This window comes from Bacillus sp. Cr_A10 (assembly GCF_029222665.1).
GTDB lineage: Bacteria > Bacillota > Bacilli > Bacillales_A > Planococcaceae > Psychrobacillus.
The window spans coordinates 14378-37405 of the sequence record NZ_JARHXR010000006.1 but is presented as its reverse complement, the minus strand read 5'-3'; the positions used below and the strand labels follow the sequence as shown (position 1 = coordinate 37405).

General features: G+C 36.7%; 21 protein-coding genes and 1 pseudogene. 13 read left to right on the top strand and 9 right to left on the bottom strand.

The window, feature by feature from the left end; all coding sequences use genetic code 11:
* Positions 1–322 precede the first annotated feature (322 nt).
* The 6 genes from P2Q73_RS03325 to P2Q73_RS03300 form a co-directional block, all read right to left on the bottom strand.
* Positions 323–1849, bottom strand: a complete 1527-nt coding sequence (locus tag P2Q73_RS03325) for a tripartite tricarboxylate transporter permease (protein ID WP_053591717.1) — start codon at positions 1847–1849, stop codon at positions 323–325.
* A gap of 18 nt (positions 1850–1867) precedes the next feature.
* Complete coding sequence (locus P2Q73_RS03320) at positions 1868–2317, bottom strand: tripartite tricarboxylate transporter TctB family protein (RefSeq protein ID WP_053591716.1); 450 nt, start codon at positions 2315–2317, stop codon at positions 1868–1870.
* Between the two features lie 54 nt (positions 2318–2371).
* Positions 2372–3388, bottom strand: a complete 1017-nt coding sequence (locus P2Q73_RS03315; protein ID WP_275784231.1) for a Bug family tripartite tricarboxylate transporter substrate binding protein — start codon at positions 3386–3388, stop codon at positions 2372–2374.
* Between the two features lie 147 nt (positions 3389–3535).
* Complete coding sequence (locus P2Q73_RS03310) at positions 3536–4222, bottom strand: response regulator (RefSeq protein ID WP_056830382.1); 687 nt, start codon at positions 4220–4222, stop codon at positions 3536–3538.
* A complete protein-coding gene (locus tag P2Q73_RS03305; protein WP_275783860.1) occupies positions 4206–5816 on the bottom strand; it encodes an ATP-binding protein in 1611 nt (536 codons plus the stop codon). The genes P2Q73_RS03310 and P2Q73_RS03305 overlap by 17 nt, the downstream gene beginning before the upstream one ends.
* 1 nt (position 5817) lies before the next feature.
* Positions 5818–6747: an AEC family transporter gene (locus tag P2Q73_RS03300; protein ID WP_275783857.1), complete on the bottom strand. Its 930-nt coding sequence runs from the start codon at positions 6745–6747 to the stop codon at positions 5818–5820.
* Between the two features lie 193 nt (positions 6748–6940).
* Here P2Q73_RS03300 and P2Q73_RS03295 point away from each other — a divergent pair, with 193 nt between their 5' ends.
* Together P2Q73_RS03295 and bioB are read left to right on the top strand one after the other, a co-directional pair.
* Positions 6941–7513 carry a biotin transporter BioY gene (locus P2Q73_RS03295; protein ID WP_056830671.1) on the top strand — a complete coding sequence of 191 codons (573 nt, stop codon included), beginning with the start codon at positions 6941–6943 and terminating at the stop codon, positions 7511–7513.
* Positions 7510–8523, top strand: coding sequence for a biotin synthase BioB (gene bioB / locus P2Q73_RS03290; RefSeq protein ID WP_275783854.1), 1014 nt, complete (start codon positions 7510–7512; stop codon positions 8521–8523). The genes P2Q73_RS03295 and bioB overlap by 4 nt, the downstream gene beginning before the upstream one ends.
* 181 nt (positions 8524–8704) lie before the next feature.
* Here the strand turns inward: bioB and P2Q73_RS03285 are convergent.
* Positions 8705–8776, bottom strand: a pseudogene (locus P2Q73_RS03285) (hypothetical protein); the annotation flags it as partial.
* A 95-nt stretch (positions 8777–8871) separates the two neighbouring features.
* On the opposite strand from P2Q73_RS03285, the gene P2Q73_RS03280 reads away from it, so the two are divergent.
* Positions 8872–9819 (top strand): nucleoside hydrolase, encoded by a 948-nt coding sequence (locus P2Q73_RS03280; RefSeq protein WP_275783852.1) that lies wholly within the window; start codon positions 8872–8874, stop codon positions 9817–9819.
* A gap of 145 nt (positions 9820–9964) precedes the next feature.
* Here P2Q73_RS03280 and P2Q73_RS03275 read toward each other — a convergent pair whose 3' ends face one another.
* Positions 9965–11968, bottom strand: coding sequence for an ABC1 kinase family protein (locus tag P2Q73_RS03275; RefSeq protein WP_275783849.1), 2004 nt, complete (start codon positions 11966–11968; stop codon positions 9965–9967).
* Positions 11969–12186: 218 nt separating this feature from the next.
* Here P2Q73_RS03275 and P2Q73_RS03270 point away from each other — a divergent pair, with 218 nt between their 5' ends.
* The 4 genes from P2Q73_RS03270 to P2Q73_RS03255 are packed head-to-tail and all read left to right on the top strand — an operon-like array spanning position 12187 to position 14580.
* On the top strand, positions 12187–12906 hold the full coding sequence (locus tag P2Q73_RS03270) for an ABC transporter ATP-binding protein (protein WP_275783847.1): 720 nt from the start codon (positions 12187–12189) through the stop codon (positions 12904–12906).
* A 12-nt stretch (positions 12907–12918) separates the two neighbouring features.
* Entirely contained in the window at positions 12919–13665 is a 747-nt protein-coding gene (locus tag P2Q73_RS03265) for an ABC transporter permease (protein ID WP_275783844.1), read from the top strand.
* A gap of 49 nt (positions 13666–13714) precedes the next feature.
* Entirely contained in the window at positions 13715–14173 is a 459-nt protein-coding gene (locus tag P2Q73_RS03260; RefSeq protein ID WP_275783842.1) for a LytTR family DNA-binding domain-containing protein, read from the top strand.
* Positions 14170–14580, top strand: a complete 411-nt coding sequence (locus P2Q73_RS03255; RefSeq protein ID WP_275783839.1) for a DUF3021 domain-containing protein — start codon at positions 14170–14172, stop codon at positions 14578–14580. Before P2Q73_RS03260 ends, P2Q73_RS03255 begins: the two co-directional genes overlap by 4 nt.
* Positions 14581–14936: 356 nt before the next feature.
* Here the strand turns inward: P2Q73_RS03255 and P2Q73_RS03250 are convergent, their stop codons facing one another.
* The gene (locus P2Q73_RS03250) at positions 14937–16091 is read right to left on the bottom strand and encodes a PstS family phosphate ABC transporter substrate-binding protein (protein WP_275784227.1); all 1155 of its coding nucleotides are present in this window, start codon (positions 16089–16091) and stop codon (positions 14937–14939) included.
* Positions 16092–16321: 230 nt separating this feature from the next.
* Here P2Q73_RS03250 and P2Q73_RS03245 point away from each other — a divergent pair, with 230 nt between their 5' ends.
* The 6 genes from P2Q73_RS03245 (at position 16322) to menC (ending at position 22977) form a co-directional block, all read left to right on the top strand.
* The gene (locus P2Q73_RS03245) at positions 16322–17884 is read left to right on the top strand and encodes an ABC transporter substrate-binding protein (protein ID WP_275783836.1); all 1563 of its coding nucleotides are present in this window, start codon (positions 16322–16324) and stop codon (positions 17882–17884) included.
* Positions 17885–17929: 45 nt separating this feature from the next.
* Entirely contained in the window at positions 17930–18880 is a 951-nt protein-coding gene (locus P2Q73_RS03240; protein WP_275783833.1) for an ABC transporter permease, read from the top strand.
* A gap of 65 nt (positions 18881–18945) precedes the next feature.
* Positions 18946–19797, top strand: a complete 852-nt coding sequence (locus tag P2Q73_RS03235) for an ABC transporter permease (protein WP_053592295.1) — start codon at positions 18946–18948, stop codon at positions 19795–19797.
* Between the two features lie 19 nt (positions 19798–19816).
* Positions 19817–20854: an ABC transporter ATP-binding protein gene (locus P2Q73_RS03230; protein WP_275783830.1), complete on the top strand. Its 1038-nt coding sequence runs from the start codon at positions 19817–19819 to the stop codon at positions 20852–20854.
* Positions 20811–21827, top strand: a complete 1017-nt coding sequence (locus P2Q73_RS03225; protein ID WP_275783827.1) for an ABC transporter ATP-binding protein — start codon at positions 20811–20813, stop codon at positions 21825–21827. The genes P2Q73_RS03230 and P2Q73_RS03225 overlap by 44 nt, the downstream gene beginning before the upstream one ends.
* 19 nt (positions 21828–21846) lie before the next feature.
* Positions 21847–22977 carry an o-succinylbenzoate synthase gene (gene menC / locus P2Q73_RS03220; RefSeq protein WP_275783824.1) on the top strand — a complete coding sequence of 377 codons (1131 nt, stop codon included), beginning with the start codon at positions 21847–21849 and terminating at the stop codon, positions 22975–22977.
* Positions 22978–23028 lie beyond the last annotated feature (51 nt).

The following is a 23028-nucleotide window of genomic DNA, read 5'->3' as shown; positions in this document are numbered from 1 at the left end:
AATTCAATGAATATATTATATTCAGAAAATTGGTACTGAAATTAATATATAATTAGATACCTCATGTGTCAATATATTTTTTTAACAGATTATACCGTTTTTGATTAGAAACAACCGTTACACTTGAACACCCTTTATCTAAAAAAATTATATTCATGGTTACTACTAGTATATAAATCGGTTAAACGGTCAGAAATTATTTTTATCCGGTCACATTTTTGTATATCCGGTCAGAAAACTTTCTATCCAGTCACAAATCTATTTATCCGGTCAGAAACTAAAAAAATGCAGACTCTCAATTCAAGTAGAGTCTGCATTTACCTTATTCTTCTTCGTTTACAATAACTTGACGTCCCTTTAATTTTAAAAGTAAAGGAATCAATAACCATGCTGCAGCTGCAATGATGAAAACTAGAGATAACGGTTTTGTTACGAAGATACTAAAGTCTCCATTCGAAATCGTTAAAGCACGACGCATATTGTTTTCAATCATTGGGCCAAGTACAAGTGCTAAAACTAAAGGAGCTACTGGGTAATCGTTCTTCGATAATAGATAACCTAAAACTCCACAGCCTAACAATATGAAGAGATCAAATGTTGTATATTGTACTGCGTAAACACCGAAGAATGAGATGGCAACAATCATTGGTAGCAAATACTTCTTTGGTGTCTGAATGATTTTTGCAAAGACTCTTACTAGTGGCATATTCAGCACAAGTAACATTAAGTTCCCGATGAACATACTTGCGATTAGGCCCCATGCAACTTCTGGATGTTCATCAAATAATAATGGGCCTGGTTGAATATTGTACATGATGAGTGCACCCATTAGTATAGCGGTCGTACCTGATCCAGGTATCCCTAAAGTTAAAAGTGGAATCATTGCTCCGCCAGATGCTGCGTTGTTTGCTGACTCCGGACCCGCCACTCCAGCAATATGTCCGGTTCCAAATTTCTCTGGAGTTTTACTAAATTTTTTCTCCGTCATATAGGAGAAGAATGAAGCTAGTGTAGCACCTGCTCCTGGTAAAACACCTATAAAAAAGCCTAGAAGTGAACCACGGGCAATTGGTACGGCACTTTCCTTCATATCCTGCTTTGTTGGCAATATCCGATTGATCTTAGCAATTGCCCCTGACTCTTCATCTCGTTCTAAAATTGTTTTAAACACTTCCCCCAGGGCAAATAAACCAACTGCAATCGTTAAAAATTCGAATCCTGAATATAAAATGGGAAGGTCATATGTAAAGCGGGCAATTCCCGAAACCGCATCTATTCCTACTGTTCCTAGCATAAGTCCGAAAACAGTCATCATTAATGCTTTCGTCATTGATTTTCCTGCAAGTCCGCTCACTGCTGCTAAACCTAATAACATTAACGAAAAATATTCTGCTGGTCCAAATTTTATCGCCACATTCGAGAGTGGTTCGGCTAATAGTACAAGTCCAATTAACGAAACTATCCCTGCACAAAATGACCCAATTGCCGAAATTGCCAAAGCTGCTCCTGCTCGACCTTGTTTCGCCATTTGGTAACCATCTAAAGTTGTTACAACAGAAGACGATTCTCCTGGTGTATTCAATAGAATAGAAGTTGTAGAGCCACCATACATCGCTCCGTAATATACTCCTGCTAATAAAATAATCGAGCTTGCTGCAGCTGCTCCAGTTGGCATTCCAGATGTAATCGTTGCTGTTACTGGAATGAGAAGAGCAACACCACTCATCGGACCGATACCTGGCAATACGCCAACTGCTGTTCCGATAACCACACCAACAAAGGCGAACAATATATTATGCCATTGAAATGCGACACTAAATCCGTCAGCTAAAAATTGCAATGTGTCCATAGCTTAATCTCTCCTTCCTTAAAACAGCGGGAATCCTGGCAATGACCCACCAAGAAGCTCTGAAAATAAATAATAAATGCCAAATGAAAATACTGCTGCTATAACTACAGAGGAAACTGTTTTCCCTCTCTCCATCGTTTGAAAAGCTATGAATAAAAATAGAAAGGTAGATACGACGTAACCAACTATCTCTAAGAAAAATGCATATAATACCGCGCCTCCAAAGATGATTAGGAACTTCTTATATTGCAATTGCTCCTTTTGGGAGTCTTCCGATTTATATTTAAATGTTTCATATAATAGTCGAATGCTTAATAATATTAAAATTATTCCAAGGCCCATCGGGAAAATCTTCGGACCGACAGTAGACCCATAAGCACTATCTGAAATTCTTTGGCTCTCTACAAAAAACAGAATTCCAATTAATAAAAAAGCAATTCCGGCTATTCGATCAAATTTTTTATTCACAGTGCACTCTCCTTTCTAATAGAAAAGGCGGCAACAATGGCCGCCAATTACTTTTTATTTCTGCATGCCAAGTGCTGTTAATAATTCAACAATCACTTTATCTTGGTCTTCTAAATACTTGGTAAAGTCTTCTGCGTTACGGTATTCACTAGCCCAACCGTTCTTCGTTAGCTCAGCTTTCCACTCTTCCGTTTCTACCATTTCACTTAGTTTTTCAGACCAGTAGTTTTTAGCGCCTTCTGACATTTCTTTCGGTCCGAAAATACCTCGCCAAATTGTAAATTCTGCATCGATACCAGACTCTTTGAATGTTGGCACATCTGCTAAATCACCTTCTAAACGTTCTGTCGAGCTAACTGCAAGTACACGTACATCGCCAGATTTTACGTACGTAGCAATTGTAGATGCATCCGTTGCAATTACATCTGCGTTTCCACCAAGAAGAGCAGCCACCGCTTCTCCACCGCCATCATACGAAACATACTTAACTGTTTTCGGATCAATTCCATATTCAAATGCTGGTAGAACTCCTACTAAATGGTCCATAGACCCAGGTGCAGATCCTCCTGCAAGTGTTACAGCCTTTGAATCAGCTTTAATCGCATCTAATACATCTTGTAACGTTTTAAAATCAGAGTCACTTTTAACTACTATTGCACCGTAGTCACGAGTTAACTGTGCTAATGGTGTTGTATCCTTGTAGCCATATGGGCTATTTCCTTCTGCTTTGTTGTTATTAATAAGAATTGGTGGAGACTTAACCATCAATGCATAATCATTCTTTGCTTCCTTCGTTGCAAATTCCGCCATGTACACTGCTCCACCACCACCTGGCTTGTTTTCCACAGTGATTGGTTTTTCAATTAATTTCGTATCATTCATTGTTTTTGCGATAGATCGTGCTGTTAAATCCCATCCGCCCCCTGCACCAGATGGAGCAACAAGCGTAATATTATTTTTTGGATACTCAGAAGCTCCTGCTTTTCCTTCTCCACCTTCTTCGGATGAACAAGCTGCTAAACCTACTGCTAGTGATGTTACAAAAGCTATTGAAGTAATTTTTTTCCACATACTCACATTAAATCCCCCTTAACCCCTTTTTATGATAGCGTTTTCATTCGCTTGTTTATAATTTATCAAAACATTACGTAAACTCAATGCTTTTGGTTATAAGTTGGATAAAGGGTATTAAGTTCATTTTGTTCATATTGTTCACGACTACTGGATAAAGTATCTTCGCTCCGGTCTACCAACCGTTCCGTATATGAGCTCTGCATACACAACCTTTTCTGAAACTAAATATTCTAAATAGCGTCTTGCAGTAGATCGACTCACCCCTACTTGTAGACCAAGAGATTCCGCTGTAATTCCTTCCTTTATTGTTTTTATCTCATTTACTATTTTTTCTTTCGTAATTGGATCGATTCCTTTAGGAGGAATCGATTCCATATACTGTGTAGGTGTCGCTTTATTGTTCCAAAGTGACTTGATTAATTCCTCTTGGACATTGCCTTCTCCTGTGAGGATATCTCTTTTTTCTTTATAAGCCAGAAGACTTTCCTTGAATTTTTCAAATGTTAATGGTTTCAAAATATAATCTGCCACACCACCACGAAATGCTTTTTTCACAATATCCGCCTCAGCTGCAGCAGTGATGAAAATAATATCTGTGTCTGGACTATGCTCCTGTATGACTGTTAACAAGTCAGTTCCTAACGTATCAGGAAGGTACACATCTAGTAAAACTAAATCTGGTTGATAGGAAATTATCCAATCCTTCGCTTCATCCCCTGTAAATGCAGAACCAATGACCTCAAATCCTACTAATTTTTCAATAAATCGTCGATGAATATCAGAAATTCTTTTATCGTCTTCCACTATTAGTATTTCAATTTGGTTTGTCATGTAAATACCCCCCTTTTGGAATCGAAACGATAAACAGAGCTCCTCCTAGATCGCCTCTTTCGATAGCAATCGAGCCACCCAAATCATTCACATTTTCCTGTACCTTCACTAAACCATATCCGCGATTTCCATCTTCCTTCGTAGAAACTCCTTCTTTCCAAATATCATTTAGTACTTCCTCTTTTATTCCATTTCCTGAGTCTTCTACTTCAATTAAAATTTCTTCTCCGTTATCTAATATGAATACTCGGACAATCCGTTCGTCTTCTAGTAAGCCCTCGACTGCTTCAAATCCATTCGTTACTAAGTTTCCAATAATCGAGACAAAGAGGTGTTTCTGTAAATGTTTCGGCAGCTTCTCTAAGTAACTGTCTTCATCCAAAACAAATCGTACCTTCAATTCCTTTGCACGATTTAAAAATCCAATAACAATCCCACCAAGGAATGGATCCTGTAAATGCTTCGTCATGAATTGAATTAATGATTGATGTTCTGCTGTCTCTACATGGATTAAACTTAGTGCTTCCTCATAGGAATTTAGCTGAATAAGACCGGATATCGTATATAAAAAATTGTTATATTCATGTGTCTGTGCGCGTAATGCTTCGGTATAACGCTTCACTTGCGATAACTCTTCAGCTAACCGATCAATATCAGACTGAAGACGAAAACTTGAAACCGCTCCCACTATTTTGTCTCCTACTCGAATCGGAATACGATTTACAATCGCTTTTTTTCCACGAATCTCCATCGGACGGTCTAATTGATCTTCTCCAGACTCCATAACTTGTGGTAGATTCGTATTTGGGATCACTTCCCAAATATTACGACCAACTAGCTCCGTCTGTTCTGGTAAAGATAATATTTCGTGTGCTGCTAAATTGACCATCGTAATGACACCATTTGCATCCACCATAATAATTCCTTCGCGTACAGATTCAATCAATGCATTACGCTCTGTAAATAAACTCGCTATTTCAGACGGTTCCAGATTAAATAATTCTTTTTTAATATTGCGTGCTAATATACTAGATCCAACAATTCCTATTAAAATAGCAATTACAACGATATATGCAATATTGTCCACATACTGCATGAATATCATTGCAATATTGTCCTTTAAAAATCCAACTGAAATAACTCCAATAATTTCTCCTTTGTCATCGAAAACTGGTGCTTTCCCTCTTAGAGCTGTTCCCAATGTACCAGTAGCTTCCGATATATAGGATTTACCATAAATAAGTGCTTGCTCATTATCATCGCCTACCATCTTTTGCCCGATTCTTTCCTTTACAGGATGGGCATAGCGAATTCCTTCTTTATTTCCAATAACAACATACTCTGCCCCTGTGCTCTCTTGGATAGATGTTGCAATAGGCTGAAGAACATCCGTAGGATTCTCTGCTTGAAAGCCAGCAATAATATCTTGTCGTTCTGCAGTAGTGATTGCTATGCTAAGGGCCCTCTCCCCTATTTGTCTTTCAATGGCATGAGAAATGATAAAGTAAAAGGATATCCCTATGACTATTGCCACTAACGAAACAAATATAGCCCCAAATCTAAAAATACGTGCTTGTAATGAATTCTTTTTCATATTACCCCCACAAAACTTTTGATAAATAAATAACGATTGTCACGGTAATGCAACTAACAACCGTTGAAAATAATACAATCTGTGCAGCTAAACTTGGTTCAATATCATACTCCAGTGCAAGTGTAGAGCTATTTCGAGAAGTTGGGAATGCACTTGCTATGAATAAGGATTGTGCCACAACTCCATCAATATCCATCAGCATGATTAAACCAAACGCAAGCATCGGGCCTAGTACTAACCTTCCAACTGTGCTTGTTAATATAACCTTGTTAAATATTGTTTTAATATCAAGCTGAGCTAACTGGGCTCCCAATGTAATAAGTGCAATAGAAATAAATGCATTTGCCAAGTAATCCAATGGTATCCGCAAAGAAATGGGAATACCTATATTCCATATGTTCATCACTGCTCCAATGATTAACGCATGTACAAGCGGCAGGCGTAATAAGCTACGTAAAATATCCAACCCAGACTTTGTAGAAGATATTAAATTATATAAACCGTATGTATAGGTAATGATGTTTTGGAAAATCACGATAATTATTTGAATAGAAGTACCAAGAGGATTAGCTGCGAATAGCATCTGACTGACTGGAATCCCATAGTTCCCAGAGTTAATGAGCACAATGCTATTTTTATAAATAGCCGCCTGATTTCTATTTAATTTTAGTAGTTTGCTAACAACTGTCCCCAAAATCATTAAACAAATACTAAAAATCACTAGGTACAAAACAATTTCAGTCATTACAGAAGCGTTTACTTTTGTTTCATAAATATTAACAAAGACTGCTGCTGGCATTAAGCAGTACGTGATTAAATTCGATAAAGCCTTCAAATTAAATTGAAACTTGATCTGTAAAGCTGCTCCTATTCCCAACATGATCAGAATAGGCGCAACAACTTGAAAAAACACCATCCCTAAATAAACCATCTTAGTTGCCCCTTTTCAACAAACATTTCTTATTTTAGAATATTATCGCACTTTTCTTAATGTTCTACTAGACGTCATTTGTGTTAACCTAAAATAAAAATAGGTTTACACATTTATTTGAAATACATATAATTGAAAATGAAATAGAAAAGAGAGGTGTGGAGTTGAAGTGGTTAAATCACGTTTACACGGGATGATTTTGGCATCCTTATTTGCAGCGTTAATGGGAATTGGAGCGAATATAACATCCATTCTTCCTTTTTTTATTATCGCCGGAGTTCCTATTACTTTTCAGCCGGTCGTTAGTTTGCTTGCCGGTGCTTTGCTTGGAAAAAAATATGGACCATTGTCTATGATTATTTATTTATTCATTGGTTTAGCAGGTATTCCAGTGTTTGCAAGATTTAGCGGAGGGATAAGTGCGATTCTAAGTCCAACGTTTGGATTTTTGTTGGCATTTATACTCGTGGCTTGGGTTACAGGTGTAATGGTAGAAAAAAGTAAGTCGTTCCGGATGCTTTTAATTTCTTCCTTTGTGGGGACAGTCATTACCTATTTGATTGGAACAAACTGGATGTACATAGCCTATAAACTTTGGTTTGCTGCTCCGACAGGTTTTGATTACCAAATGGCTTGGACTTTCATGCTAGTGCCATTACCAAAGGACTTAGCATTATCGGTACTTTCCGCAATGATTTCTTATAAAGTGCTTCGAGCTTTTCCAGCACATACACAAACAAATCTAAAACATGAGGTGATTGGATGAACTGGAATGTACTAGCAGAAAATGTGTTAAACGGCCATCAGCTGACGGATCAGGAATGTCTTGATTTTTTACAGGCAGATAGTAAAGAAACACTTGCTCAACTGGATGCAGCATATAAAATTAGACATCATTTTTACGGCAATGATGTTAAATTGAATATGCTCATTAATACGAAGTCAGGGCTTTGTCCCGAAAACTGTCGTTACTGTTCCCAATCATCCGAATCAAATGCCCCAATTGAAAAATATAGAATGATGACGAAGGACGAAATTGTAGAAGGGGCAAAACGAGCTGCTGAATTAGGGGCAGGTACTTTTTGTATCGTAGCAAGTGGTCGTGGTCCAAGTAGACATGAGTTAGCAACTGTCAAAGAAGCAGCTAGGGAAATAAAAGAAACATTGCCACTAAAGTTATGTGGCTGCCTTGGAATACTTGCAGAGAACCAAGCGGAGGAACTTAAAGAAGCTGGGATAGATCGCTACAATCATAATATTAATACATCGGAAGATTTTCATGACAATATCGTTTCCACTCATACATTCGACGACCGAGTTGGCACTGTTGAAAAAGTAAAACAGGCAGGCATCTCCCCTTGTTCCGGTGTAATAATCGGAATGGGTGAATCTTTGGACAATATTATTAGTATGATGCGTTCTCTTCACTCGATGGATGCAGATTCTGTCCCGATTAATTTCCTACATGCGATAGAAGGAACAGCATTTGAAAATAAAACACCAATGACACCGATGTGGTGCTTACGAATTGTGGCATTTGCAAGGTTCATGCTGCCTACAAAAGAAATACGCATTGCAGGTGGTCGAGAGCTTAACTTGCGTTCTCTACAACCAATGGCTATGTATGCGGCAAATTCTATTTTTCTTGGAGACTACTTAACAACCTCTGGTCAAGAAGCAGAGAAAGATTTAAAGATGATTGAAGACTTAGGATTCACAATTGAAAAGGATGCGTTCGCAACAAGTGCAGAACATTTCGAAGCTAGCGTACTTTAACTAATCCAGCTTCTCGTTAAAGAGATTGAACGGTCACAAATATATTTATCTGGCCACATTTTTATTTATCCGGTCAGAAAACACAAAATGCAGACTCCTAAGCAGGGAGTCTGCATTTCAGGTTGAATAACTTTTCAATAATATCTGCACGTGTAGCTATAGTACCAAGACCATCTGCCTATTTTAACATTTCAGCAATATATTTATCTTGTGCATCTAAATATTTTGCTGGGTTTTCCATTGCTGATAAGAGCTTGCTGGTGGTTTTATTTGTTGAAAAGTACTGTTTTAGCTTATACTTAGAGAGGAAAAATATGAATAGAAGATTATTGAAATGGAGTGTCTAGTTTGAAAAAGCCTGTTTACTTAAATCACGATGGTGGGGTAGATGATTTAATCTCACTATTTTTATTATTACAAATGGAAGAAGTAGAATTAATCGGTGTTGGTGTTATTCCAGCTGATTGTTATTTAGAACCAGCACAATATGCGAGTCGAAAAATTATTGACCGTTTTGGACAGGGTAAACAAGTTGAGGTTGCTCTTTCAAATTCTCGTCCTGTGAATCCCTTCCCTAAGGATTGGCGTATGCACGCGTTTTATGTAGATGCATTACCAGTCTTGAATGAATTCGATCTAAAAACGGGTGTTGTGGATGAACCCGCCCACATTCATTTAGTAAATAAATTAAATGCCTCTACTGAAAAAATCACATTACTTTTCGTAGGTCCATTAACAGATTTAGCTCGTGCGCTTGAAATTGCACCAGAAATTGAAGAAAAAATCGAAAAGCTTGTTTGGATGGGCGGTACATTCCTTGAAAAAGGAAATGTTGAAGAGCCTGAACATGACGGAACAGCTGAATGGAATGCATTCTGGGATCCGGAAGCTGTTGCAACAGTTTGGAATTCGAATATCAAAATTGATTTAGTAGCCCTAGAAAGTACGAATAAAGTACCTCTTACAAACGACATTCGTAAAATGTGGGCAAGACAACGTGAGAATCTAGGTGTTGATTTCTTAGGACAATGCTATGCAGCCGTACCATCTCTAGTTCATTTTCAAACTAATTCAACTTACTTTTTGTGGGATGTGTTAACAACTGCCACTCTTGGCCATGAAGATTTAGTGGAGAAAAAGACTGTTAACTGTATTGCGATTGCAAGTGGTGCAAGTCAAGGTAAAACTGAACTAAATGAAAACGGTCGCCCTGTTCATCTCGTATACGATGTAGACCACGATGTATTTTTTGATTACATAACACAATTAGCAAAAAAATCAGTTCTAAACAAATAAGAAAAACGCAATCGCCCTGTTAAGCCCTTACAAGCGCTTCAGTCACTCGAGGAGCTTGGCGTCTGGAGCTAGACACTGTTCAAAATTTTTATACTTTCTTTTCTTTTAAAAAATGCAGACCCCAAGCAGGGAGTCTGCATTTATATTAATTATTACTTCGTTTCATATCTCGAATAGCTTGTATGGATAGTCTGACAAGTAGTATCGCACATAGAAATAAACCAACATAAGCTGCTGTATTTAAATATACCGCATACGCTTCATACACAAATTGGGCGATGGCTAAAAGTGCTACGGATATAATCCCAAATGTAATTCCGACAAGTAATAAGACAAATCGGGAAAACAGTTGCGTAACAAAATCTGCATTTTTCCTATCCGAGAAAATATCATGATGCAAGATGATTTTTCCACTTTCCACACGCTGAACGAGACGGTCTATTCTACTTGGAATTTTACGAAGCGTTGGGATAATCATCGTGAGCTCTTCTTCAATAAAATCCTTTGTAGCACCAGGTTCTTTGAACGGTTTTTTCAATATGGACTCTATATACTGTTTGGAGTACTCTTTTCCTTCTACGAAAATATCAAAATCGGGTGTAATAATGCGTAATGTACCATCTAATGTGATAAGAGAGCGAAGTGCAAGTCCCACGGATGGATAAAAGGACAATCCGAAATCACGGACAACTTCAAATAGAGATTGAATCAGTTGTTCAGTTGGAACACGGTCCACATAAGAAATCTTCAATAATATTTGACCTAACGCTTGTTCAATATCTTCTCGTTCTGCATCGTCTGCATCTTCGATAAGTAACATCACTCCATCGTAAAGTATGCTCGCATCATTTTGCCGAATCCCAAGTAAGAGTAGTTTCATCCCTTCTTGCTGAGGAGCCGCCAGTCGACCGACTGCACCGAAATCTAGTAATATTGGAAGGCCATCCTTTTTATCTATAAAAATATTCCCTGGATGTGGATCCGCATGGAATATACCTGAAACAAGCATTTGCTCCATGAAAGAGTAAAGTACTGTTCGAGCAAATTCTCTTCTATCAATCTCTAGATCATAAAATAATGTATCACCAACCGCTACACTTTCACCATGAACATATTCAGAAACAATCATACATTTGTTACTAAATTCTGTGTAAACACGTGGTATCTTCACTTTATACTGACTTTCCACAAGCGCATTTGTAATTTGTATCGTGTTGCGTACTTCTATATCGAAGTTTACTTCCTCTCGTAAACCATCAGCAAACCCGATTGCAAGCTCTCGAAATCCTAAACTTTCTGCCCAAGTTGATTTACTACAAACCCAATCTGCAAAATCAACTAATATATTTAAATCGTCACGCATTATATCTTTCACATCAGGACGTAACAATTTGACGACGACTTCCTCATTATTTCTTCTTAAAATCGCTTTATGTACTTGTCCAATCGATGCAGCTGCAATTGGCTTCATATCAAAATAGGAAAATACACTTTCTAAACTATAAGGCAGGCTTCTTTGCAAAATTGACTTCACCTGTTCCTCCGTCAAAGGCTTCACATTTTGCTGTAATGAGCCAAGCTCCTCGATGAATGCTTCCGAAAAGAGTTCCTTTCTCGTAGATAACACTTGACCAAACTTGATGAAGATGCCGCCTGACTGCTCTAATATTTCTCGGAAGGCAATTGCTAACTGCCGGTCATTTTCTCGATGTCGAGCGTATTTTAATGCTCTTGTAAAACCATTTGTAAGACCAATTTGAACGACTTGGCGCAGTCTTTTCTGCTGACGCCATTGGTTTCGAACGCGTTTGAGAAAAAACTTTTGATTGGTATGTCTATTTCTTCTTTCATCCAATTCAAGTGGGGAAAATAACTCAAAAAACAGATAAAGTAACATCGTGATCAACAGCATACTAGCAATCCAAATAAGTGTGCTTGCATTCGTAACTGCAGTGACCATGCTTTCATTCAAATAATCCGTATAACGTAAATAAGAATACCAATACACAAAAGAGGTTAAGGACACGCTAAGAACAACCGACAATATACGCTTAGTGAACTTTATCTGTGTGCCCATTAACCGTCCACTAACAAAATAAATACAAATTGCTACTACAATCATTTGTATAAATAGCTTTGCATAAATCATAGTCCCACATCCTCCTATAAATTGTTTCTACTATAACAAGACCTATTAATATGTATGATAATTCGTTCTGTTCACATTCCTACATGGCAAGCCATGCAAGTCACCTTCTTTTTATTGCAAGTCACTCCCCTTTAAATACCACTCACATAAAACAAACTGTCTTTTTAGTTATTCCACCATAAACTTGGTATACAAAGAAATTTATTGGAGGAATTGCAATGAATATAATTGACGTTCGTAATTTAAAAAAATCTTATGGACAAAACAATGTTTTACAAGACGTGAATTTTCAAGCAAAAGCAGGTGATATTATAGGGGTCATCGGTAAGAATGGAGCAGGAAAATCAACTTTTCTTGAGATTCTGATGACGATTAAACAATATGATGCTGGTAATGTAGTCGTATTAAATGAAGATATACAGTCTCTATCTATTACCCAATTGGAGTATATTCGAAAACAAATATCTGTCGTTTTGCAGCCCACACAATTTTATAAAACGTTAAAAGTAGAAGAATTACTGAAATTATTCAAAGCGTACTATCAATCACCCGTTGATATTAAACAAATCATTGCAGATTTCAAATTAGAGCCCCACCGAAAGAAATACTTTGATAAGCTCTCTGGCGGATGGAAGCAAATAGTTAGTTTAGCAATAGCATTTTTGTCTGAACCTAGGCTTCTTATATTAGACGAACCAACTACAGGACTTGATCCACATATGCGAAATCTCCTTTGGTCGTATATTACCGATTACAACAAACGTACAGGAGGCACCGTCATTTTAACCACACATAATATGGATGAAATCGAATTGTACTGCGATAAAGTGATGCTGATCAACAATGGAATAAGTGAGGTATTCGACACTACCCAAAATATTCTAGCTACAGGCTATAAATCTATTCATGCGTTTTATCTTGCGAAAGTTTCCATTTGAGGAGGAGTTTAAATGTTAGCAACACAATTAAAATATGATTTATTAATGTTCACAAGAGAAATCTTTTATTTAGTTTTCACCGTTGTCGTTCCACCTGCTACGTATATATTTATGGGGCAATTATATGGGGATCAAACATATGGCGCAAACTTAAGCTATGCCCAAACCTACACCCCCTCCTTTATCTTACTCATTACTTTTACGGTTGTATTTTTCGCTTATGGTTTTGACCAAGTAATGCAACGGACGACAGGCATAGAGAAAAGAATCAGTCTATCTCCTGTTCCAAGAAAAACGCTATTACTTTCCAGTATTCTCCGCTCCATTATTATTACAAGCCTTGGATATGTGTTTATATATTTGATAGGTTTGCTTATGTATGATTTACAGTTTCATTTGCGGGAGGCTCTATCTTCCTATGGGTTTTTCATTTTAATAAATGCTGCGCTTCTTATCTTGGCATCTGCTATTTATTCCTTCTTTCAAAATATGAATAGTGCCCTAGTATTTTCGATTGTCCTCTTCCAAATCGTTATGCTTACTGGTGGATTTGCGATGCCTATCAACATGATGCCAAAGTTTATGCAAGTTATTGCGGACGTTAATCCTTTGTATCATTTAAACAATTTGTTTATCGCAGTTTGGAATGGGCAGCTTAACTTTGGCCACAGCACCCTCCTTTCCATCGGTTATATCGTTGCATTAATTCTTGTTTCTATAATAACTTTGAGAATACAAAACAGACGAAAAATGATATAGCTTGCTACTCATGAAACCATTACACTTAGGGAGAGAGGGGTGTCAAGTATTGAAAGTTTCATTGAATATAGATGATGATTTTAAAGAGACAAAAGTTACAATTGAAACGCCTAAGTTGGATGATTCCGTCCAAGAGTTACTTGATTATATAAAAGGGCAAGAAACAGAATTCCTTGTAGGGAAAGTGGGAGAAATGCAGCATATTTTAAAACCTTTGGATATTCACTACTTCCATACAGAAAAAGAAGCAGTCATCGCCGTTACTACTTCTGGTTCCTATAAATTAAAAGAAAAACTTTATGAACTCGAGGAAATTCTTCCTTCTAATAAATTTCTCCGCCTATCGAAATCCGTTATTGCAAACCTGCATGAATTGAGTCGGTTTGAAGCATCATTCAATGGCACCCTATGTGTGCATTTCAAATCAGGTGCAAAGGAATATGTTTCCCGAACCTATGTAAACACGATTAAAGAAGCATTAAAGATGAATAGGAGGAAAAGTGTATGAAGACCTTTCTTTTTCGAAGCATGATTGGCATTTTCTTTGGGGCTTTCTTAGCCGTCCTATTTACTAATTTAATAGTACTTTTTGGAGAACAAGAGATGATAGATGGGCAACTATTTTTGAAGAATTCGCTAGGTTCTATTTTTTGTGGATGGTTTTTCACGGTGAGCCCTCTCTATTTTGAAAATCCAAAATTGCGTTTAGCCCAACAGACAGGATTACATTTTCTAACCGTTGTCGTATTGTATTTTATTTTAGCGTTTGGAATTGGCTGGGTGCCATTTGAATGGTCTAGCTTCTTCTCAGCAATTGTATTATTTGCTGGATTTTATTTAATTTTTTGGACAGCCTTCTATCTTTATTTCCGTAACCAAGCAAAAAAATTAAATGACGAATTGGATTTACTCTAATCTAAACGCTTTTTATTATCCGGTTAATAGGGTCGAATCGGATGGCTCAGCAAGATAATAGATAACGAGACTTTTTTATTACAAGTAGAACATTAATTAATGTAGAAAAGATGTTGAATGGACAGAAAGTAATTTATCCGATCACATATTTTTTTATCCGGACATATTTCTGTTTATCCGGTCACAATTTTTTCTATCCGGACAGAATAAATGCTTATCTGGTCGAATCGGATGGCTTGCTTCAATAATCGGATGGCTTGGCCAGATTATCGGATGGTTTGGCTCTATTATCGGATGGTTCACATTAAGTTTTATTCATAAAAAAGAGCTCCCAACATCTATGTCGGGAGCTCTGTTCATTTTGCTATGGGAACGTACCCAGCTTTCTCGAGTAACTTCTGCCCTTGCTCAGAAAGTATCCATTCAATCATCTTCTCGACGTTCGGATTATCACTACCTGCTGTTACAATATAAAACTCGGATGCGATTGGATAGGCACCTGATCGAATCGTTTCTTTCGTAGGTGCCACACCATCTATTTCTAATAATTTTATCTTCTCGTTTCCTACCATTTCAGTCGAATAAAAACGGAAAGTATAACCTATTGCATTTTTAAAATTTTTATACTGCGATACTTCATTTATAATTCCGCCCATTCCAGTAGCTATATCTTCTGAAGGTGCCTCCATAATAGAAGTGTCCCCCATTAAGTTTTCGAGTGCTGTTTGGCTTCCGCTATCTGCCGGACGTTGAAAAGCACGTATAGAATCATCTGCTCCTCCGACCTCTTTCCAATTTTTCACTTTGCCAGAGTATATATCTTTTATCTGCTCCATCGTTAATCCATTTACTTTATTTTTTTGATTGACGAAAAAGACAAATGCTTCTCTTCCAATCGGTGTCAATTTCAGCTCTTTTCCTTGTTGCTTTGCTTTAGTGAGCTGTGCTTCAGAAGGAGCTGCGACAAAAATCATGTCTACCTTTCCGTAAATCAAGTTGTCGTAGGCGTCCGGTGTTGTATTAACCATCACTGCACTATCATATGGATAATAGTCATTTTCCGGATATGTAGCCTGAACAAATGCTGAGTATAAGGGATATAAAGCTGTTGCTCCGTCCATTCTCGGTAGCTGGTCTTTAAGCTGCAAAGTTGAAGCCTCTTCTAATGTTGCTATTTCTCGTGAATCTGAAAAAGGTTTATAGACATAAATATTCACTTCTGCATCCACCATCTCAATTCGTTTAGTATATTCATACTTAATAGCTGGAACAGTACTTACTAAAATCGCCATTATTCCAAAGCTTATGAAAATCACCTTCCGCTTTTTCGTTTGGAAGAAATGAAAGACAAGAAGAACAAAAAAGATATATACCACAACTCCACTTGTTAATATGAACGCTACATACGATATTTTCCCAATAATTAAAGTAAAGAAAAGCACTGCAAAAGTTAAAAAAAACATTCCTATGAGAATAAAAACTGCACTTAAAACTTGTTCAAAAAATGACATTTTCTTCAATGGAAATCTCCCCCTATTCGGATATTCTACAACTCTTTGTGAAATCCTCTTATCTTGACCCTTCTGTTTTACAATTATATGTATTATTTCATTAAATTTTTTTAATTTTTAAACCTATTGAAATTATTAGAATAGAGTGTTAAATTAATTTAAAGTGTTTCCTTCAAAAAAGATTAGTTTTGAAGTGTAAACTTTTTAATAATACAAAATGGGGGAAAGTTATGAAAAAAAACAAATTTAGTTTTGTTGCTTTGATGCTAGTACTAGTTTTAGCTTTAGCAGCATGTTCTTCTGAGGGAGACTCTGAGGAAAATAGTTCTGATGCAAAGAAAGAATTACAAGTAGCTTATAATGCCCAACCTCCGACTCTAGATCCACTTATCACAACAGCGGTGGCTACTAGAGACGTTATGAGAAATGTATATGAGACATTGTTAACCCTAAATGAAAATTTTGAAATAACACCACTACTTGCAGAGTCGTATGAGCAAAGTGAAGATGGAAAAACAATTACTTTCAAGTTACGGAAGGATATTAAGTTTCATAATGGGGATGTGATGACAGCTGATGATGTTGTAGCTTCCATGACACGTTGGGTAGAAACAACCTCTTTAGGAAAAACTTCCTTTAAAGATTCTACTTTTTCAAAGGTAGATGAAGAAACAGTAACACTTGAAATGCCTGAAGCACAATTTACTGCTTTGCATATGTTAGCTGATCCAGGACAAGCAGCAGTTATAGCCCCAAAATCCACTATAGAATCTGCAACTGCAGAAGGTTTAACAGAATTCATCGGTACTGGTCCATATAAGTTAATTGAATGGAAAGCCGATCAATATGTTCATCTAACAAAATTTGAAGAATATCAATCTGTTGATCAACCTGCAAGTGGTTTAGCAGGCAAAAAAGAAGCATTCATTGATGATATTTACTTCCAATTTGTTACGGACGCATCTACACGATTAGCAGGTATCCAATCAGGTGAATATGACATTGCAAATGCAATTTCTTTTGATAATGCCGAGCAACTTGCTACCAATAGTGATGTGAAAAATTCAGTAGATCACAATGGCTTTAATGGTGTTGTATTTAATAAAAAATCTGGTTTCTTTGAAAATGTTGTTGCACGGCAAGCTGTTAATGCAGCCTTAAACGAAGAAGCAATCTTAACAGCCGCCTTTACAAGTCCAGAATTTTATGAATTAGAGCACGGCTTAATGATTAAAGATCAAAAAGAGTGGTATAGCGAAGCTGGGAAAGAGAAATACAATCAAAATGACCCTGAAAAAGCAAAAGAATTGCTAAAAGAAGCTGGATATAATGGGGATGAAATCGTAATTCTTTCAACTCGTGACTACGAAGATCATTATAATGCTGCAGTAGTAGTTCAGCAGCAACTTGAAAGTATAGGAATGAAAGTAAAACTAGATATTTATGATTGGGCAACTGTATTGCAAAAAAGAGCAGATGAAAATGCATATGACATTTTTGTTACAGGTTTCCCTACAGAGCCTATTCCAACTAAGTACGTCTTCTTAGCTTCTTCTAATGAATGGCCAGGTTGGACAAACGATCCAATTATTGATGATTTATTAAATAAAATTAATACTGCAAGTTCTCAAGAAGAAGCAAAACAACATTTTGATGCTTTACAAGAACAATTTTACGAATATTTACCAATGATTAAATTCGGTAACAAAACAACCATCACAACCCTACGTTCTGATGTAAAAGGTATGGATTTCCTTCAAGGAATCATTCTTTGGAATGTAGATAAGAAGTAACTTGTAAAGTATATGAATGAACTAAATCATCGGGGAGATGATCACTTGAAAGGCTATATTTTAAAACGTTTATTATCTTTAATACCTGTTCTACTAGTAGTAGCCGTGGTTGTGTTCCTATTAATGCATATAACTCCTGGTGATCCAGCTGCTGTAATTTTAGGACCGGAAGCATTCCCTGAAGAGGTTGCCGAGCTCAGAGAAGAGCTCGGATTAAACCGGCCACCAATTGAACAGTTTGTCTCTTGGTTTGGTAATATACTACGAGGTGATCTAGGTACTTCCATTTTTATGAAACAACCAGTTTCACAAGCTTTTTTTGAACATTTGGGACCTACTCTATCCTTAGCAATACTGGCACAATTTCTTGCAATCGTAGTTGCAATTCCTCTTGGTATTCTTGCTGCAAAGTTTAGAGGATCATTTTTGGATCAAAGCTTTATGGGAATTTCCTTACTGGGTATTTCCGTCCCAAGTTTTCTACTTGGCTTATTCTTAATTTTGTTGGTTGGTGTTGAACTTAAATGGCTTCCTGTAGCAGGATATAAGCCAATTAGTGAAGGACTATTTGACCATGTGAAATATTTAATTCTTCCAGCAATAGCACTTGGCGCAATGCAAGCTGCCCTAATAGCCAGAATGACTCGATCTTCGATGCTAGATGTATTAAATGCAAACTATATTAAAACTGCACGTTCAAAAGGAGTAAAAGAGACTCTAATTGTAATTAAACATACTTTAAGAAATGCTTTTATCCCTATTCTTACAATTATCGGACAAACTTTTGGAACACTTGTTGCAGGTGCCGCTGTTGTTGAAACAGTCTTTAACATTCCAGGTATTGGACAACTAATCATCAACTCCGTAGAGCGACGGGACTTCGCTGTTATACAAGGCTCCGTTATGTTAATAGCTGTGAGTTATGTACTGATCAACTTAGTCATCGACTTACTATACGGCATTATCGACCCACGTGTTCGATTGGGTAGAAAATAGAAAGGAGTTGACATGAAGTGCAAAATGTAATTACTAATGAACAACTAAATGCTTTGAAAAGTGAGATGAAAAAGAAACATAGAGACCTTTTGATAAAACGATTTCTTTCAAATAAACTTGCACTATCTGGTTCAATCATAATGATCGTAATTATTTTGCTAGCGATTATAGCTCCTTTCTTTACTTCTTTTACTCCATATGAGTTAGATGCTATGAAAAGGCTTAAAGCACCAAGTGGAGAACATTTTTTGGGAACTGACAACTACGGTAGAGACCTATTTAGCAGGGTTGTTCACGGTGCAAGAGTCTCCTTAATAATTGGCTTTGCGGTAGCCATTATTACCTCTATCCTAGGAATGATTATTGGTCTGTATTCTGCTTATTTCAAGAGATTAGACGGTATATTGATGAGAATTTCAGATGGGCTGATGGCCTTCCCAGCAATTCTTTTAGCAATCGCAATAATGGCTTCCCTTGGACCTAGATTAGAAAACGTCATAATTGCTCTAACCATTGTTTTTACTCCTTCCGTAGCAAGAACTGTACGCTCTGCTGCATTAGTTGTAAAGGAGCAAACCTACGTGGAGGCATTAAGAGCACAAGGAGCAAGTTCATCAAGAATAATTTGGTTAAATATTGCTCCAAACGTTTTATCACCACTTATTGTGCAAGCCACTTTTATATTTGCTGACTCGATAATCATTGAAGCAGCATTAAGTTTTTTAGGTGCTGGTATTCCTTCTCCTGATCCTAGTTGGGGAAACCTGTTATTTGACGGAAAAACTGTAATATTTAACGCTTGGTGGATGACACTTTTCCCTGGTATCGCTATTATGCTTACAGTCTTTGGGCTAAATCTTTTTGGAGATGGACTTAGAGATTTATTAGACCCACATAATAATAAGGCAAAAAAATAAGAAACTGCGTGGTGATTCGATGTCAGACATACTGTTAGAAGTAAGAAATTTAAAGATTCATTTTAATACGGAGAATGGAACTGTCACAGCTGTTGATGATGTATCGTTTTCTGTCAAACAAGGTGAAACTGTAGGCGTTGTAGGTGAATCCGGTTGTGGTAAAAGTGTAACTGCAGAGTCTATACTTCGCCTCCTTGATGAAAAGAATACTAGTTATGAAGGTAATATTCTATTTGTGAATAAAGATATTTTAAATTTTAGTTATAGAGATTTACAGAAACTACGTGGAAATGAGATATCGATGATTTTCCAAGATCCAATGAGTTCCTTAAATCCAGTTTATACAGTAGGCAATCAGATAGTTGAAGCATTATTGCTCCATCAAAACTTATCGAAGAAAGAAGCGGAAGAAAAAGCAATTGAAATGCTTAGATTAACAGGCATACCACTTCCTGAAAAACGAGTGAATGAATATCCTCATGAGCTTTCTGGAGGGATGAGACAGCGTGTCATGATTGCAATGGCACTGTCATGTAGACCAAAATTGTTAATTGCTGATGAACCAACTACCGCGCTTGATGTAACAACCCAGTCACAAATTTTAGATTTAATTAATGATCTAAAAGACGAATTTAATATGGGAACCATAATGATTACACATGATTTAGGTGTGGTTGCGGAAGTTTGTACAAAAGTTGTTGTTATGTACCTGGGTCAAGTAATTGAAGAAGCCTCGGTGGAGTTTATTTTCACCTCCCCTCTTCATCCTTATACCCAGGGGCTTTTAAAATCTATTCCGCATATCGAAGGTCCTCGTGATGAAAAACTTTATGTCATAGAAGGAAAGGTACCGACTTTAACCCAAATTCCACCGGGATGTCGTTTTGCACCTCGTTGTGAATTTGCAACCAACCTATGTAGAGAAAAGATGCCTCAATTAGAGTCTTATGATAATGACCGCAAGGTACGCTGTTGGCATTTCAAAGAGATTCAAGAAAAAGGTGGTGTGATGAATGGTTTCAGAAATAAGTCAAGTAGTACCGCAGTCTCCTTCTAAAACAGAAGCACCTAAAGATGTCATTTTAGAAGTTAAAAATCTAAAAAAATACTTTCCTATTATTGGATCTTTAAATAATAAAATTTCACAAGTACAAGCTGTAAATGATGTTTCTTTCTGTCTATTTCGAGGAGAAACATATGGATTGGTTGGTGAATCCGGTTGTGGAAAAAGTACAACTGGTCGTACAATTTTAAGATTACTTGAGCCTACAGAAGGTGAAGTAATATATCAAGGAAAAGATATCAACAAATTAAAAGGAAACAATTTAAGAAATATTCGACGAGAATTACAAATGGTTTTTCAAGATCCTTATTCATCCCTTAATCCTAGGAAACGCATTGGGGCAATACTTGAAGAGACACTTAAAATTCATAAATTGGGAAACAAAAAAGAACGAACAGAAAAAGTTATGAATATCTTAAACAAAGTTGGTTTTCAAAGAGAACACTATTATCGCTTTCCTCATGAATTCTCTGGTGGCCAACGACAACGAATCGGATTAGCAAGGGCTCTAATTATCAATCCTAGTGTCATTATATGTGATGAACCTGTATCAGCACTAGATGTATCTATTCAATCACAGGTACTAAACCTATTAGAAGATATCCAAGAAGATTTTAACTTAACCTATTTATTTATTTCACATGATCTTGGTGTTGTGCGACATATTTCAGATCGTATTGGTGTAATGTATCTCGGAAAATTAGTAGAAGAATCTCCTACTGATGAGTTGTATGCAAATCCATTACATCCCTATACAAAAGCTTTACTCTCAGCAATTCCGGTAGCCAATCCATTTGTAAAACGTGAAAAAATTAAACTTATCGGTGAACTTCCATCACCTGTAAATCCACCAAAAGGTTGCGTATTTCATACCAGATGTCCGTTTGCTACGGATATATGTAAACAAGCAGAACCAGTATTAAAAACGATAGACAACGGACATAAAGTGGCTTGCCATCTTTACTAATATACTTGGAGGTAATTAAATGTTAATTGAAAAAGTGGTAATTCGAAAAATGAAGATGGATTTAAAATTTCCTTTTCAAACGAGTTTCGGTACACAACAGGAGCGATTATTTCTAATTACTGAGATATACAGTGGAAATCATATTGGATATGGCGAATGTGTTGTTAGTTCTAATCCGTATTACAGTGAAGAAACAGTTTCCACTGCTATTGCAATTACAAAAGAATTTCTATTACCACTTATTCTTGGAAAAAATATTCAACATCCTGATGAAGCAAATAAATTGTTTAGTCGTATTCGCAGAAACAATATGGCGAAATCTGCAATTGAAGGTGCTCTTTGGGACCTTTATGCAAAAACACAGGACAAACCTCTTGCAGAAGTTGTCGGTGGAAAAAAGTCAGAAATCGCCGTTGGAGTAAGTATTGGAATTCAAGAAACGAAAGAAGATTTATTAGAGAGAGTAGAAGAATCATTACGACAAGGATTTAAAAAGATTAAAATCAAAATTATGCCTGGAAAAGATATAGAATATCTCCGTAGTGTTCGTGAAAAGTTTGGAGATATACCCGTTATGGCTGATGCTAACTCTGCTTACACTTTAGATCATATTGAGTTATTTAAGGAAATAGATAGTTTGAACTTAATGATGATTGAACAGCCATTGGCGCATGATGATATTATCGATCATGCTATTTTACAAAAAGCTATTCAAACCCCAATATGTTTAGACGAAAGTATACATTCTGTAGAAGATGCCCGAAAAGCAATTGAACTTGGAAGCTGTAAAATTATTAATATTAAAATAGGTCGTGTTGGCGGTATTTCAGAAGCCATTAAAATTCATGACCTTTGCCAAGAAAATAATATACCTGTATGGTGCGGAGGCATGTTAGAATCTGGTATAGGAAGAGCTCATAATATAGCTATTACTTCACTAGCGAATTTCAGCATCCCAGGAGATACAGCCCCTTCTGCCCGTTATTGGGTGAAAGACATCATTAAACCTGAGGTTACTATGGATGAAAAAGGACATATTAAAATACCTACTACCCCAGGTATAGGCTATGATATTGATAGAAATACTTTAGATGATTATACAATAGAAAAAATTGAGTTTACCGATGAATCACTAAGTCTGTCTAACTAATAACACAAAACCTACCTAATTTATTAGGCGGGTTTTTTTTATAGAAAAAAT

Bases quoted from the DNA above. Each gene is read 5' to 3' on its own strand.
- P2Q73_RS03325 (WP_053591717.1), bottom strand. From the start codon at position 1,849: ATGGACACATTGCAATTTTTAGCTGACGGATTTAGTGTCGCATTTCAA.
- P2Q73_RS03315 (WP_275784231.1), bottom strand. From the start codon at position 3,388: ATGTGGAAAAAAATTACTTCAATAGCTTTTGTAACATCACTAGCAGTA.
- P2Q73_RS03310 (WP_056830382.1), bottom strand. From the start codon at position 4,222: ATGACAAACCAAATTGAAATACTAATAGTGGAAGACGATAAAAGAATT.
- P2Q73_RS03305 (WP_275783860.1), bottom strand. From the start codon at position 5,816: ATGAAAAAGAATTCATTACAAGCACGTATTTTTAGATTTGGGGCTATA.
- P2Q73_RS03300 (WP_275783857.1), bottom strand. From the start codon at position 6,747: ATGGTTTATTTAGGGATGGTGTTTTTTCAAGTTGTTGCGCCTATTCTG.
- P2Q73_RS03295 (WP_056830671.1), top strand. From the start codon at position 6,941: ATGATTTTGGCATCCTTATTTGCAGCGTTAATGGGAATTGGAGCGAAT.
- bioB (WP_275783854.1), top strand. From the start codon at position 7,510: ATGAACTGGAATGTACTAGCAGAAAATGTGTTAAACGGCCATCAGCTG.
- P2Q73_RS03275 (WP_275783849.1), bottom strand. From the start codon at position 11,968: ATGATTTATGCAAAGCTATTTATACAAATGATTGTAGTAGCAATTTGT.
- P2Q73_RS03270 (WP_275783847.1), top strand. From the start codon at position 12,187: ATGAATATAATTGACGTTCGTAATTTAAAAAAATCTTATGGACAAAAC.
- P2Q73_RS03265 (WP_275783844.1), top strand. From the start codon at position 12,919: ATGTTAGCAACACAATTAAAATATGATTTATTAATGTTCACAAGAGAA.
- P2Q73_RS03255 (WP_275783839.1), top strand. From the start codon at position 14,170: ATGAAGACCTTTCTTTTTCGAAGCATGATTGGCATTTTCTTTGGGGCT.
- P2Q73_RS03250 (WP_275784227.1), bottom strand. From the start codon at position 16,091: ATGTCATTTTTTGAACAAGTTTTAAGTGCAGTTTTTATTCTCATAGGA.
- P2Q73_RS03245 (WP_275783836.1), top strand. From the start codon at position 16,322: ATGAAAAAAAACAAATTTAGTTTTGTTGCTTTGATGCTAGTACTAGTT.
- P2Q73_RS03235 (WP_053592295.1), top strand. From the start codon at position 18,946: ATGAAAAAGAAACATAGAGACCTTTTGATAAAACGATTTCTTTCAAAT.
- P2Q73_RS03230 (WP_275783830.1), top strand. From the start codon at position 19,817: ATGTCAGACATACTGTTAGAAGTAAGAAATTTAAAGATTCATTTTAAT.
- P2Q73_RS03225 (WP_275783827.1), top strand. From the start codon at position 20,811: ATGGTTTCAGAAATAAGTCAAGTAGTACCGCAGTCTCCTTCTAAAACA.
- menC (WP_275783824.1), top strand. From the start codon at position 21,847: ATGTTAATTGAAAAAGTGGTAATTCGAAAAATGAAGATGGATTTAAAA.